The organism is Paenibacillus sp. Soil787 (assembly GCF_001429545.1).
Classification (GTDB): Bacteria; Bacillota; Bacilli; order Paenibacillales; family NBRC-103111; genus Paenibacillus_E.
On record NZ_LMSP01000006.1, the window covers coordinates 103,615 to 117,402 of the forward strand.

Here is a 13,788-nt window from a genome sequence, read left to right on the forward strand (position 1 = left end):
AGTCCGAAAACGACTTCTCGAAGCTAGAAGGATGCTTTTTACCCACAAATGTATGCTGAAAGGGCCGAAATGGACTTCTCACCGTCGATAAAGTAGCAAAGATCCGGGAGCTCGAATATCGACTTCTCAACCTTCAAACGCCTACCTCGCAACGGTTTTTCGCTGCATTTAGGTTTCGTTTCCGAGCCTATTTGGATCACTCCTCGCGGAAAGCTCGATTTCCGCACCTATTTCAATAACTTCTCAACGAAAGCTATTCGGTAAACCAACTTTTACTCCGGGTGATAAAGAGTTCCAACCACTTGAAGACCGCGTGAGGCATTTGGGCAAGCAGCTTCCACTCGCTTGGAAGGTTCCACGTTTGTGCAACTTCCTCGTTAATCAAAGGATTGTAGTGCTGAAGTGATGCGCCAAGACCTTCTTGCTCCAGCGCCGTCCATACTACAAATTGCAGCATGCCTGAGGATTGGTTGGACCAGATCGGGAAATTGTCAGCATCGGCAGCAAATTGCTTTTGCAGATTCTCTACGGTCGTCTCATCTTCAAAGAATAACTCCGTTCCATACCCGCTTTTGAAACTATCGATACGTTCCTCAGTTGGCGCGAAGCTGTCAGTAGGCACGATCTTTCTCAGTGTTTCCTTCGTAATGTTCCACAATTTTTCGGATTGCTCGCCGAATAATACAACAACTCTATGAATTCATCTTTTTGTCAAGCAAATTTACATTACATTTCAAAAGGTCGTCGAAGTTTGAGATCCCTCCCCGAGGGGAATAATCGGATGTAAATCCATATCAGGAGGGACGAATTTACATGGCGGTCACAACCAAAGGAACACTGCTCGTGGAAGGGCATGAGCTGACAATTACGAACCCGAACAAGCTTTTATGGCCTGAAATGGGCATTACTAAGGCTGATTATCTCGCCAAGTTAACCGAGTTGTCTCCATTCCTGCTGCGCTATTGCCGTAATCGCCACTTAACAACGATTCGTTTCCCTAACGGGTATAATGAAAAATCCTTTTATCAAAAAAATGCCCCCGATCCGGTACCTAGCTTCGTGAAGCTGGCGCCGCTGGATGGCATTAATTACATCAATCTAGACTCGTTACCCACCCTGATTTGGCTGGGAAATTTGGCTTGTTTGGAGTTTCATCCTTCCTTCCACCGAATTGGCGAGACGCTGCCAGCAGAATGGGTAATCGATATCGATCCATCCCTAGAGGAAGAGCCGCGAATTATGGAGGCTGCCCATATCATTGGAGAAGTGCTGGATTCCCTGCATATTCAGTCGATTCCCAAAACCTCAGGCGCTACCGGTGTTCAGATCTACATCCCTATTCAGTATGGCTACACATTTGAACAGCTTCGCCGTATCGGTCATTTCATTGGCGCCTTTGTCGTGAAGAAGTATCCTAATCTTTTTACCATCGAAAGGTTCAAGAAAAATCGCGGCGATAAAATTTACGTTGACTACCTACAGCACTGGTATGGAAAAACATTATCTGCGCCTTATACACCACGCGCCAAAAAGGACGCCTCTGTTTCCACCCCCCTGTTATGGAAAGAGGTTGAGATGCGTCCTAGCATTCGTGATTTCAACTTACATACGATGATGAACCGTTTGAGAACGTATGGCGACCTCATTGAGAAGGTGCCTCTGCAAAATTTGAACGCTATCTTAGACCGCCTCCAAGGATAAACGACTCCGTCGTCCTTCAGGGACGAGCGCGTTTTGTCAAGGTAGATGCGAAGCAAAAGTATAATACTTATACTTTCTTATCTACAAATAAAATAGCAGCCTCGAATAGAACTACTCTATTAGAACAAAGGGGATAATAATCGGGCAATGACTTCCTTCCCCTTTTCCACCCGGGACCTCTTCTCAAATTGGGCTAATTTCAGCTCAACACTCTCCTTCAAATCCATTAAAAAGTCAGCCTCTAAGCGCTTAATTACATCCTTATTAAACATCACGGCATTCAATTCAAAGTTGCTAAAAAAGCTGCGCATATCTACGTTCGCCGTACCTACTGTAGCCATTAAATGGTCAATGATCATGACCTTAGCGTGCATGAAGCCTTTGCGGTATAAATAGAACTGTACCCCCGCCTGCATCAGCTCAAGCAGATACGATCGCGATGCATACTGAACGATTTGGGAATCTGATTTGTAAGGGAGAATAATACGGACATCGACACCGCTGATAACCGCAGTTTTGAGTGCCATCGTGATACTTGGATCTGGAATAAAGTAGGGCGTTGTCATATAAATTCGCTTCTTAGCCGCTATAATACCTGCAAAAAACATCTCCTGAATCGCATCCCAATGGGCATCTGGACCGCTTGCAATAACCTGGATCAACGAGGCTTGCGGTTCATTATGCTCAGGAAATAACGATTCTTCAACTAATCGATCCCCGCCAACGAACATCCAATCGGTCATAAAGGTCTGCTGCAAGTAATACACCGCATCACCGTGCAGCATGAGATGGGTATCCCGCCAGAAACCAAGCTTTCGGTCTTTCCCTAAGTATTCATCGGCAATATTAATACCGCCAACGAACCCCACCAAACCGTCTACGACAATAATTTTTCGATGATTGCGATAGTTCATTCGTTTATCGAAGAAGGCAATGAGCGGACGCAAGAAAGGATGAATTTCAATCCCGGCTTGCTTAAATTTATTTATGTAAGCTGTAGAAAGCGTATAGCTGCCCACCCCGTCATAAATTACTCTGACCTTGACACCCTCCTTCGCCTTACGAATCAGAACTTCTTGAAATTTCACACCGGTTTCATCATGTCTTATGGTATAAAATTCAAAATGGATATGACTTCTCGCCTGCTCAATCGCCTTTATCATAGCCTCGTAAGTGACTTCCCCATTCGTCAGCACTTCAACTCGATTCTTCGGGGTAATGGGCGACCCCGGAATGTTATGGAGCAATCCACAAAGACGCGGCTCATCAAACAGTTGATAACTCTCCGCATTATTCGCAATCGCAGCCGATTCCTTATACATCCAATGATGTTTAATTTCATCCATTTTGCGGCGTCCTTTGCGCCGAACCATTTTCCTTTGGGTATATTCCTTAGCTAAGAAATAGTACATGATAAATCCGATAATTGGAAAAATAAACAAAACGAGCAGCCAAGCCACCGTTTTGGCTGGCCTTTTGTATTCACCGATCAGAATCGTGGCGGTCTGAAAGATGAATAGCAGCAGTAGTATGACAACCCACAACAAAAGCTCCATCTCCTCTACCAATTCCCCCAGATTTCTTGTCCTGATAGCTTTTGCCAAGGGCTTCTCATCTATACCCATCCTTCAATCTGAACTGGGCCGAATAAAATTTTCCAACTTTCGTAATAAAATCCTTTCATTTCGAGAAAAATAAGAAACGCATTCCTATCATCTTCATGCAGATTGCGGCAGGAGGGGCCAGCGCAATGGTTAAAGCATCCAAACAATTGATGAAAAGTATCCTGCGTAAACGCCCGTCAGACAGGCTCGGTGAGAATGATGAGCAATCCGAGCTTATTGATTCGCTTGACTATCATTTCATCGAAGAACTTAAGCAAACTAAACTATCCCTTCTTCTACATGATAATCATGTATTTATTAAAGCCATGTTTCAGGACTGCTCTGATGTCGTCGTCCGTGAATTCGAGATCGAACCGCACATTCCGGCACTGCTGCTCTTCGTTGATGGACTAACCAACACCCAACTGCTCAACGAAACGATGAAATCGTTAATGATTCTGGGTGGCGGCCAAACAGCAATCGACCGCATCGTTGGCACGATACTGCCGGTGTCTCAGACACAGATCTCCGATAATTACGGAGACCTGCTCGTTTCAGTTTTGGGCGGGGATACCGCCCTGCTCGTGGAAGGCAACGCGAAAGCCATTCTGCTTGGTATTCGCGGTACAGAGAAGCGTTCCGTCGGCGAGCCGGAGACGGAAACTGTCGTGCGCGGACCGAAAGAGGGTTTCGTGGAGAGTATTCGCACGAACACCTCAATGATCCGCCGCAAACTAAAGACGCCTAGACTCAAGATGAAATCCATGAGCGTCGGCAAAGAGAGCAATACCGCTCTTGTCATCTGCTATCTCGACGACTTGGCCATGCCCTCTCTTGTTGAGGAAGTGGTCAAGCGGATTGAGCAAATCAAGATCGATGCCATTTTGGAGTCAGGCATGCTTGAAGAACTCATCCAAGATGATGCGTATTCACCCTTTCCACAGATCCAATTCACAGAACGGCCAGACGTTATTGCCAGTGCTCTCCTGCAAGGACGAGTGGCCATTCTTGTTGATGGCACACCCTTTGCACTTGTCGTCCCTTTCGTATTCATACAGGTTATGCAAGCGAGTGAGGATTATTATGAACGATTCCAAATTGGTTCACTATTACGCTTGCTGCGTTACATCTTCTTGTTTCTGTCGCTCACCGCACCTGCTCTGTATGTCGCTATAACGACTTTTCACCATGAACTACTACCAACAACTCTGATGTTAAGTGTTGCCGCCGCCCGTGAAGCGATTCCGTTCCCAGCTGTTGTTGAGGCGTTCATCATGGAAATTACCTTCGAAGCTTTACGCGAAGCAGGCATCCGATTGCCCAAAGCGGTCGGCTCCGCTGTCTCCATCTTAGGTGCGCTCGTTGTTGGACAAGCCGCTGTTCAAGCCGGCATCGTTTCCGCACCGATCGTTATCGTCGTATCCATTACCGGGATTGCTTCGTTCACCATCCCGCGCTATAACGGCGCTATCGCTATTCGGATGCTGCGTTTTCCCTTTCTAATCGTTGCGTCCGTATTCGGTTTCTACGGAATCATCTTCTGCTTGTTGATTTTGTTCGGACATATGGCGAATTTACGGTCCTTCGGAGTGCCTTATTTATCCCCATTAGGACCGTTATCCGCTGGAGATTTACAAGATTCGCTGGTTCGCTCTCCTTGGTGGGCGATGGAGAAACGACCTGCATTTATGGCAATTCAAGACACACAGCACATGGATAGCAAGCTGCCTCAGCAAATCAAGGAGGACGGAGGCGTAGACGGAAGCAGAATTCAGCATGAGCATAAAGCGAGTGAGGAGGGCAATTCAAATGACTCATCGTAGGCGTCTTTTCGTGTTTGGGATGATGATCACCCTCATGCTGACATTCCTAACAGGCTGTTGGGATCGTACCGAAACCAACGATATCGCCTTTGTGCTCACTTCCTCCATTGATCTGGAGGACGATGGCAAGTATCGCGTTACCTATATGTTACCCCTTCCCGGTTCCATGGGCGGTGCCAGCGGGGGTGGAGGCGGTACGAGCGGAGGTAAAAGTTACTATATCGATTCGGAGGTCGGATCGACGATACGAGACGCAACAAGCAAACTGCAGATGCGAATGTCACGCAGACTGTTTCTGTCTCATCGACGTACGATCGTCTTAGGCGAAAAGCTTGCCAAGGCAGGCATTGGCATCATGTTTGACGATGCGGCACGGACACCGGAGAGTCGGTTGACCTGCTTTCTCGTAGTGACCAAAGGCAAAGGCTACGACCTGCTGAATGCAGAGCCCAAGTTTGAACGTTTTCCCTCCGAGGTTATTCGAGAAATAACCAAATCGCACCGCGCGATGGCGACATCCACGAAGGATATTGGCCTTGCGCTTAGCTTTAACAGTGATCCTATTTTGAGCTACCTCGAAGCCAAGGAAACTCAAGGCGCCAAGAAGCCCTCTCAAGAAATTCAGTTGGTCGGCTATGGTCAGTTCAAAGGAGACCGAATGGTTGGCATTTACAAGAACCAGGAGACGAATGGACTCATGTGGCTGAGAAACTATGTTAGAGAGCATCTTCTCACTTTTCCGTTTGAATCAGGCAAAGATATCTCCATTCTAGTTAAGGAAGGAAATACCGAAATCAAACCTATACTGCAAGGGGACAAGGTCATCTTTGAACTTAAGCTAGAGGCAAAAGGTGTCATTGGTGAAGATTTATCCGAACAAGATCTCAACAAGCCGGAGGCCATCCACAAGGTGGAACGTAAATTCGCAGAGCAAGTGAAGAAATGCGTCCAAGCCGCCATTAAGCAAATGCAAAAGGAAGGGACCGATTCAGCGCAACTGGGATTAATGATTTGGAGAAGTCATCCTAATACGTGGAACAACGGTTTAAAAGAACGGTGGCCTGAGGTGTTTAAAGAAGCCGAATTCCGCATCAAAGTGGAAGCCTCTATCACCGAAACCGGTCTTATCAATCAGAATGTGACCAAAGATGGGAGCCAGCCATGAACAGCATATTTATACTGATCTTTCTATTCATTATGATTGCCAGCCTTTTGATAGACCGCAAGGTACTTAAGCATCAGAAAGGCAGCGTAAAGGCGGCATATGGGTTAATTACCTTTGTCACATTCGTACTTTTTATCACCAAATATTTACACATACCTATTCCAATGCCATCGCGCTTCTTTATCCACACGGTCTCCCCTTGGTTTAGTCATTTAATGGGCATTTGATTGCAAATTAGCATCAATAACGCAATGATTTAGTGATCAGCCCAGAAGCAATCGAAAAGGCGGTGTCTTTCATGGATAAAAAACAAGTGATTAACCAGAGACAGCTGGCGTGGCTGGCCTCATCCGTCATCACAAGCGGAGGCATCTTTACATTGCAAAATGTACTGATTCGAGTAAGTGAGATGGATGCATGGTTCAGCTATATCCTATCTGTTTTCTATATATTTGTGATTGCAGCCTTTTTCGGATATCTAGTGAAGATGTTTCCCAAGCGGAACATTTTCGAAATATCCATACATGTGCTGGGACGCTGGGGCGGTACTGCCGTCAATCTGTTGATTTTGTTCCACTTCTGGCAAATTCTCGTACAGGATCTGGCTTCCGCGTCGAAATACAATTCCACTTTGTTGCTGCACAACACACCCTTGGAAATCTTAGTTCTGATGCCCTGTTTGTATCTGATTTATTTTGGGAGAACCAGCGTTGAAATCGTCGCTCGCGTAAACGATATGTTCTATCCTCTCTTCGTCATCGCGACTTTATCAATGCCGCTGTTGCTATCAAACGAATTCAATCTTCGGCTCGCATTGCCCGTTTTTGCAATGCCGTTCAAACAATTGGCCTTCAGCAACCTGCTTACTATCGGAAGTGCGGGTGATATTTTCATTCTCGGCGCCTTTCTGCATACGATGTACAACGCAAATCAAATCCGTTCCGCAATCCGACACGGATCCCTGCTCGGTATTTGCCTGTTCACGCTTCTCATTTTTTTGGTACTTACCGTTTTGGGACCGAAAATGCCAGCGAACTTCATATATCCCGCTTACAATTTGGTGCAAATGATCCATGTGACGGATTTCCTCGATCGGCTTGATATCGTTCTCCTGACCATCTGGTTACCCGTCCTAGCTTGCAAAATGATCGCGATTTATTTAGCGATTCTCTTAGGCATTAGCTCGATCATCAAGGAGCGCAACTATCCCGTCATTAACAAGCAGGTCTCGCTTTTGGTGGGGTTAACGACTATTCTATCGTTCAAGAGTATCACGGAGGTGCTCGCCTTTGCGAATTTCAGCATGCCGCTCATTGTACTGGGATATCAGCCTTTCGTCATCGGTATCCTATTCGCTGCCGCGAAGATCAAGCAGCGGAAACAGCTTCATCCAGCGGTGTCGCCCAGTGACAGTGGGAATTCAAATACAACTGCTCCTGAGCAGATGACCAAGGTCACTGTGCGATTCTCCTACAAGCAATGGGTTTGGCTGGGCAATATCCTGATCGTTTTTTGCACTGTCAGCATCTTCATCGGACTTGCCTTCGGCAAGTATATGCCCATCATGAGCATAGCCTGCGCTATGTGTTTTGCTTGTTGTTTATTCCTTACGCTCCTGACAACTTATATGGAGGTGAACCGTTCGAAGCAATCACAAGCCGGTAAATGATTTAGGAACAACAACCGAATAATTAATTGCGAGTTATTAGTCGGTTGTTCCTTAGCGGCAAAAAACAAAAAAACGCACCTGCCTAAACAGGTGCGTTACATGGTTAGACAGGAACTGACTGGCTTAACCGACTTTTGGCCACTTTCAAGTAGCCATACATATTTAGATATTCGCTTTCATTAGCGAATCTCAGTTTTAATGACCCTGCGGCTTCTTGGATGTAAGGTTTCAGCGCTGATGCGCCTCCACCAATCACATAGAAGCATTGAATATCAGGATATTTGCGCCAGCGCTTCTTGATCATCTCGATCATACGCAAAGCCGCCCGGCGGAAATGCTGGTCTACGATCGGTCGAATATCGACCTGTCCTTCGCCAAGGAGTTGAATCGTAAATTCGCGATTCTTCACTCGCTGAACTAGCTTCGCGCGGCTTGGGAACACGTAGCCGTAAGCATCTTCGACATCGCGAATGACGGCATCGAGGTAGGTAGCGATGCCAATTTGCTCGCCATGGCTGAAGTGATTGTCAATGGCCATCCGTTTAATAACAGGGAAGTCCGTTGTCAGCGCGCCGATCTCGCAAACGCCGATGCAGCCGTTGTAAATCTCTTCATCCTTGACTTGCAAGCTGTCGTGCGTAGCCAAATGGAACATAGCTGCCGCCCCTTCAATGGAGACTGCAACCTTGCGAACCGATACTTTAATCTTGCGGTTTTGGAATTGTGGAGTGGATAGAAACGTCACTTCATGCTCACCCAGCAGCCTTTGCTCGAATTGCTGATTGAACTTCGCAAATGCACGAACAGGCAAACCGGTTCCGAGCGTATATTCGACTTCGTCTACATTTCCGTACCCAGCATTAGAGGCTTGGTTGGTGAGACCTTGATAAGCTAATGCAGTAAGCGCAACAATAAGGGATTGATCCGATATCGCCTTATTATCCGTGTCTTCAAGCTCCAGGTTATCTTCATGCTCCAAAGCAAGTTGTCCGACGAAATAACGTTGATTTCTTTGCGAAAGTGATGGACTGTAAATCATTACATCCAGCGCTTTCAATGGTGAGTCTTCTTCCTGCAAAATATGCCTTTCGTATCCCGGCGCAATGATATTCGGGATCACTAGCGGTTCTCTAGAACCATCCAGCACCAGTTTAATACTATCGTTCCCTATATCGATACCTGCAAGCTTTATCATTAGCGGCTCCACTCCATATCTACATCTTCCTGTATTTGTTAAGTACATTCGATTATATCCGACAGGATTCCTTCCTACTTTCGACTCATTTTATGTAGGACTAGTAGGTATAAGGAAGGTTTTTATCAGAATATGACGAATTGAAGTACAGGAAACGCAATTTACCAAATTCAACCACGATAGGAGACAAGTAAGACTTTATGAAGCTCAACTGGAAACCCAAAAAACTTACGCTAGTCATCATTCCAGATGCTAATCAATCAGTCGTCAGGTTTCGTATTCCCCATCTATTCGCTTATATCGCTGCAGCATGTTTATCCGTGCTGCTGCTAATTTCTATAATCACATATGTGATGCATACAAGCACCTTGAAAGAGGCTAGCGCTCTACAGTCAAAGCTAACTGGAGCTAACCAGCAGTGGAGTGCTGCATTAAATTCCAAAGACAAGGCCATCGAACAATTACAGAATGAAGTTATTCAACTGTCTGAGCAAGCCGAACAAATGAAAACAAAAGTCGAAGAGATGAAGAAATTAGAAAGTGATCTCAAATCGATTGCCGGGATCGACGCCAATACATCTGGTACATCTGTTGCCAGCACGTCATCCAGCACAGCGGATAAGCCCGCGGATGCGGACGGGAAGCCCCCTGCCCTTGATAGCGGCGTTGGCGGAAGTCCTAACCCTGCTTCTCAGGAAGACATTATCAAGCTTGGTGAACAGACGTTAGCATCCTTCACGGCACTTAACAGCGATGTGAATGAGCTGCAAACCAGCTTTACCGTAACGAAGCAAAAGGTTGCCGATAAGCAGCAATTGCTTCGCATAACCCCAACCCTGTGGCCGACTACCACCAAGGTCGTCACATCGACGTTCGGTTATCGTACGGACCCTTTTACGCATCGTCCAAGCTTTCATTCCGGCATTGATTTCGGTGCCCGTGAGAATGATCCTGTCTATGCAACCGCAGACGGTAAAGTCGTCAGTACGGGGAGTGATATGTTCCACGGCAACAATATCGTCATCGAGCATTCGAAGGGATTGCGCACTTGGTACATGCATTTAAATAAAATTTTAGTGAATAAGGGAGATTCTGTGGAAAAAGGTAGTTCCATAGGCCTAGTCGGCTCCACAGGACGCAGTACTGGACCTCATCTGCACTATGAGGTACTCAAAAATGGGGAAAGCATCGACCCCAAACCATATCTCAAAGCGACTCGAAAGGATGAATAACCACCATGTTTAAGAAAAAGAAAGACTTCATGAATCCAAATACAACCGATACTTTGATTGGAGAAGGTACAACCTTTGAAGGCCGCATCAAATCAGAAGCGAGCATACGCATTGAAGGCGGCATTACAGGTGATATCGAGTGCGCAGGGGATGTTATTATTGGGGAAAATGGCGTTGTAAAATCCAATATTTCGGCAAGAGACGTTGTATTGGCAGGAAATGTGCAGGGCAACATCATCACCAAGGGCAAGCTGACGATTACTTCTACAGGTTCCCTTCAAGGCAATATCAGCGCGGCTTCCTTCATCATTGAAGAAGGTGGACTATTCCAAGGAAACAGTAAAATGGACTCGAAAACATCAACAACGGCTCCTATCCAAAACGGTGAGCAAGAGAATGGGAATAAACCTGCCTCATCCGCCAATGGGACATTTAAGGGGAATACGGTGGCGATGTAAGGGTCTCGCCTAGGCCTTAAGGCTAGGCGCATGTTATAATAGTTGGAAATTCATTTCTAACTGATGCAGGAGACGCGGCCTATGAAAGAACAGACGATACTTTTTGATCTTGATGATACGTTGGTGCATTGTAATAAATATTTTGACTTCGTGATTGACCAGTTTATCGATCTTATGCTCACTTGGTACTCTGGGCACGGACTTAGCGCGCAGGACATCAAGCAGAAGCAGCTCCAAATCGATCTCGCTGGCATCCACATTCATGGCTTTATGCCGGATCGTTTTCCCAAATCATTTGTTGAGACATACCAATGGTTCGCCTCACAATATAACCGTCCAACGAATGTAAAAGAAGAATCATGGTTGATGCAATTAGGCCACACTGTCTATGAATACACGGCAGAGCCTTATCCACAAATGAACGAAACACTCGATCATCTCCAGCAAGCCGGACACCGACTTTTCCTATATACAGGTGGCGATGCATCTATCCAAATGAAAAAAGTGAAGGACTTGAGCTTAGACACTTACTTTGATGATCGCATCTTTGTTACTGTGCATAAGACGAGAGAATACATGGAAACGATCATGAACGAACAGCGTTTTGATCGCAGCCACACATGGATGATCGGCAATTCGATTAAGACGGATGTACTGCCTGCGCTTCATGCGGGTATTCACTCGATTCACATTCCTGTGCAGCAGGACTGGGAGTACAACAAAGGAACCATCGACATCACTCCCAAAGGGGCGTTCTATCAGTTGAACTCCTTGCAGGAAGTTCCTGATACGATCCATGCTTATATTCAAAAATAAGAAAAGGACGATTCCAAAGGTTTCATAACCTAGGAGTCGTCCTTTTTGTATCTGTTAATCTCTGATCATCTGATGATCAGGCGGCTACATCGCGTCTGCGGAATATTTCCCAAGAGAGCACAATAAACAATAAGAAGTAGAAGAGCAGCACGGTTATAGAGAAACCAAGCGTCATCCCTTCTGCCAGCGGCTGCCCCTCTAAGTAGGGAGTGAGATCCGTGTTGGCGAATAAAAAATATTTGCCCCAGCTGTATCTCATCAGCAATAGCGTAATAATTTGCCCCGCGAACATGATGAAAATGCTAAGGCCAATAGCTAGTGATGAGCTGCGAAATACGGTCGAGATCATAAAGGCCATCGTCACGATCATGATGAGTTCGATCAACTTTAGTCCATAGGTTGCAAACACATACACCAACATGCTCCCTTCGCGAACTTGTCCTGCTGCATTTACAGTCAAGTGTGGAAGGTTTAGACTCTGAAACCCGTAGAGGAACCCGTTCATAATCAGTGAAGTAATAAACATCACAATCAGCAGCGTAGCTGCAAACAGCAGCGTTGTTAGATACTTAGACAAAAGAATTTTCGCTCGGCTGGCAGGACGAATGAGCAGCAGCTTGATTGTCCCCCATGTAAACTCACCAGCGACCATATCTCCGGCAATGATCACGGTAAATAACGTAACCATGATGATTAATCCTGCTGCGCTTAGGGTGCCGCCCCATAACGTGCTATCTGTCGGAGGATAATTATGATCCAACATGTACTGCTGGAGTGCTATGTCCTCCCTCATCTTCTGTTTAAATTTGGCCGGCACATCGGGATTTTCCAGCTCTTTCTGATTGTGCTCAATCGATTCCGCCGCTCTTATCTTCCAGTTATCGTCATTAGTACTATAGCCCGAATGTGAGAACAGTGCAGCTAATACGACAATGACAATCAATAATCCACCTAGAATCCAAGTTCGCAGCCTCCGATAAATTTTCATATGTTCATTTCGAATAAGATTAAGCAATCGGATCACTTCCCGTCATCTCTAAAAATTGATCTTCCAGGGATTTGGTTGCCGCTCGGATGCCGTAGACCGCAATCCCTGCCTCAACGAACCTTTTGTTCCACGCTGCTGTCTCTTGCTTATCGAGATTCATGACAAGATCATCCCCAGATACTTCCACTTGTGCTCCGTGTTCTGCTGCTAATGCCACAGCTCGATCCATCGACGCCACCTCAAAAGCCACCTGCTGCTTGCCATCCGCCTGACCAAACTCTTTAATAAGTCTGACGTCCACCAGCTTCCCGTTCTGAATAATGGCGACACGGTCGCACATCAGCTCCATCTCCGACAGTAAATGACTGGACACGATAACGGAGATCCCATCCTCCCGGGTAAGCTTTCGCAGATGATCACGCAGTTCACGAATACCTGCCGGATCCAGCCCATTCGTAGGCTCGTCCAGGATTAGCACAGACGGCTTATGCAGCAAAGCTTGAGCAATTCCAAGCCTTTGACGCATACCGAGGGAGTACGTTTTGACCTTGTCATGGATTCTATTTTCCATACCAACAAGATCAATGACCTCATGAATTCGGTCTTCCGGAGTACCCGGGAACATTCTCGCGTAATGGACCAAATTATGATAACCACTCAGAAACTTGTACATTTCCGGATTTTCCACAATAGCGCCAACATGGCGAATCGCTTGCTCAAAATGGGTACGAATCGAATACCCGCCAATCCGTATATCCCCTTCCGTGATCGACATGAGTCCGACCATCATCCGAATGGTTGTCGTTTTTCCCGCTCCATTTGGACCCAGAAACCCAAACACCTCGCCCCGCGGCACTTCAAAGCTTAATTTATCAATAATCGTCTTAGAACCGATTCGTTTCGTAATTCGATCGATTTTTACTATCGGCGTAATGGCATCTGTTGTTGCTGTCATCTTTAACACTCCCCCTAACTTATAACCAATATAACCCAATGCTACCCTACCTGAACCGCTTTGCCTAGTAATCTTCCTAAGAATAGTCATAGAGAAAAGTCACCAATCATCACCAAACCATATGACTGCGCTCACTATGGCTTTTTCCTGATTTTATGTACAATGATCTTATATGATCTTGT

General features: G+C 46.0%; 12 protein-coding genes and 1 pseudogene. 8 read left to right on the forward strand and 5 right to left on the reverse strand.

What is annotated here, in order from left to right; all coding sequences use genetic code 11:
• Nucleotides 1–316: 316 nt before the first annotated feature.
• Nucleotides 317–694, reverse strand: a pseudogene (locus ASG93_RS09070) (nitroreductase family protein); the annotation flags it as partial.
• A 119-nt stretch (nucleotides 695–813) separates the two neighbouring features.
• Between ASG93_RS09070 and ligD the strand changes: the two are divergent.
• Entirely contained in the window at nucleotides 814–1,701 is an 888-nt protein-coding gene (gene ligD, locus ASG93_RS09075) for a non-homologous end-joining DNA ligase (RefSeq protein ID WP_056831033.1), read from the forward strand.
• A 119-nt stretch (nucleotides 1,702–1,820) separates the two neighbouring features.
• Here ligD and cls read toward each other — a convergent pair whose 3' ends face one another.
• A complete protein-coding gene (gene cls, locus ASG93_RS09080) occupies nucleotides 1,821–3,248 on the reverse strand; it encodes a cardiolipin synthase (protein WP_056831035.1) in 1,428 nt (475 codons plus the stop codon).
• A gap of 227 nt (nucleotides 3,249–3,475) precedes the next feature.
• Between cls and ASG93_RS09085 the strand changes: the two genes are divergently transcribed.
• The 4 genes from ASG93_RS09085 (at nucleotide 3,476) to ASG93_RS09100 (ending at nucleotide 7,962) form a co-directional block, all read left to right on the forward strand.
• Entirely contained in the window at nucleotides 3,476–5,128 is a 1,653-nt protein-coding gene (locus ASG93_RS09085) for a spore germination protein (protein ID WP_056831176.1), read from the forward strand.
• Complete coding sequence (locus ASG93_RS09090; protein ID WP_056831038.1) at nucleotides 5,115–6,293, forward strand: Ger(x)C family spore germination protein; 1,179 nt, start codon at nucleotides 5,115–5,117, stop codon at nucleotides 6,291–6,293. Before ASG93_RS09085 ends, ASG93_RS09090 begins: the two co-directional genes overlap by 14 nt.
• Nucleotides 6,290–6,520, forward strand: a complete 231-nt coding sequence (locus ASG93_RS09095) for a hypothetical protein (protein WP_056831039.1) — start codon at nucleotides 6,290–6,292, stop codon at nucleotides 6,518–6,520. Before ASG93_RS09090 ends, ASG93_RS09095 begins: the two co-directional genes overlap by 4 nt.
• Nucleotides 6,521–6,591: 71 nt before the next feature.
• Nucleotides 6,592–7,962, forward strand: coding sequence for a GerAB/ArcD/ProY family transporter (locus ASG93_RS09100; RefSeq protein ID WP_056831041.1), 1,371 nt, complete (start codon nucleotides 6,592–6,594; stop codon nucleotides 7,960–7,962).
• A 103-nt stretch (nucleotides 7,963–8,065) separates the two neighbouring features.
• Here the strand turns inward: ASG93_RS09100 and ASG93_RS09105 are convergent, their stop codons facing one another.
• On the reverse strand, nucleotides 8,066–9,157 hold the full coding sequence (locus tag ASG93_RS09105; RefSeq protein WP_056831043.1) for a ParM/StbA family protein: 1,092 nt from the start codon (nucleotides 9,155–9,157) through the stop codon (nucleotides 8,066–8,068).
• 200 nt (nucleotides 9,158–9,357) lie between these two features.
• Here ASG93_RS09105 and ASG93_RS09110 point away from each other — a divergent pair, with 200 nt between their 5' ends.
• From ASG93_RS09110 to ASG93_RS09120, 3 genes are all read left to right on the forward strand, one after another.
• A complete protein-coding gene (locus ASG93_RS09110; protein WP_056831045.1) occupies nucleotides 9,358–10,389 on the forward strand; it encodes a M23 family metallopeptidase in 1,032 nt (343 codons plus the stop codon).
• A 5-nt stretch (nucleotides 10,390–10,394) separates the two neighbouring features.
• On the forward strand, nucleotides 10,395–10,847 hold the full coding sequence (locus tag ASG93_RS09115; protein ID WP_056831047.1) for a bactofilin family protein: 453 nt from the start codon (nucleotides 10,395–10,397) through the stop codon (nucleotides 10,845–10,847).
• Nucleotides 10,848–10,928: 81 nt separating this feature from the next.
• Complete coding sequence (locus tag ASG93_RS09120; protein WP_056831049.1) at nucleotides 10,929–11,663, forward strand: HAD family hydrolase; 735 nt, start codon at nucleotides 10,929–10,931, stop codon at nucleotides 11,661–11,663.
• A gap of 76 nt (nucleotides 11,664–11,739) precedes the next feature.
• Here the strand turns inward: ASG93_RS09120 and ASG93_RS09125 are convergent, their stop codons facing one another.
• Both ASG93_RS09125 and ASG93_RS09130 read right to left on the reverse strand, forming a co-directional pair.
• A complete protein-coding gene (locus ASG93_RS09125) occupies nucleotides 11,740–12,687 on the reverse strand; it encodes an ABC transporter permease subunit (RefSeq protein WP_200984467.1) in 948 nt (315 codons plus the stop codon).
• A complete protein-coding gene (locus ASG93_RS09130) occupies nucleotides 12,671–13,606 on the reverse strand; it encodes an ABC transporter ATP-binding protein (RefSeq protein WP_056831052.1) in 936 nt (311 codons plus the stop codon). Before ASG93_RS09130 ends, ASG93_RS09125 begins: the two co-directional genes overlap by 17 nt.
• Between the last annotated feature and the right edge of the window lie 182 nt (nucleotides 13,607–13,788).

What these genes read in the sequence shown, in the direction of transcription:
- ligD (WP_056831033.1), top strand. Translation starts at nt 814, where the DNA reads ATGGCGGTCACAACCAAAGGAACACTGCTCGTGGAAGGGCATGAGCTG.
- ASG93_RS09085 (WP_056831176.1), top strand. Translation starts at nt 3,476, where the DNA reads ATGAAAAGTATCCTGCGTAAACGCCCGTCAGACAGGCTCGGTGAGAAT.
- ASG93_RS09090 (WP_056831038.1), top strand. Translation starts at nt 5,115, where the DNA reads ATGACTCATCGTAGGCGTCTTTTCGTGTTTGGGATGATGATCACCCTC.
- ASG93_RS09095 (WP_056831039.1), top strand. Translation starts at nt 6,290, where the DNA reads ATGAACAGCATATTTATACTGATCTTTCTATTCATTATGATTGCCAGC.
- ASG93_RS09100 (WP_056831041.1), top strand. Translation starts at nt 6,592, where the DNA reads ATGGATAAAAAACAAGTGATTAACCAGAGACAGCTGGCGTGGCTGGCC.
- ASG93_RS09105 (WP_056831043.1), bottom strand. Translation starts at nt 9,157, where the DNA reads ATGATAAAGCTTGCAGGTATCGATATAGGGAACGATAGTATTAAACTG.
- ASG93_RS09110 (WP_056831045.1), top strand. Translation starts at nt 9,358, where the DNA reads ATGAAGCTCAACTGGAAACCCAAAAAACTTACGCTAGTCATCATTCCA.
- ASG93_RS09115 (WP_056831047.1), top strand. Translation starts at nt 10,395, where the DNA reads ATGTTTAAGAAAAAGAAAGACTTCATGAATCCAAATACAACCGATACT.
- ASG93_RS09120 (WP_056831049.1), top strand. Translation starts at nt 10,929, where the DNA reads ATGAAAGAACAGACGATACTTTTTGATCTTGATGATACGTTGGTGCAT.
- ASG93_RS09130 (WP_056831052.1), bottom strand. Translation starts at nt 13,606, where the DNA reads ATGACAGCAACAACAGATGCCATTACGCCGATAGTAAAAATCGATCGA.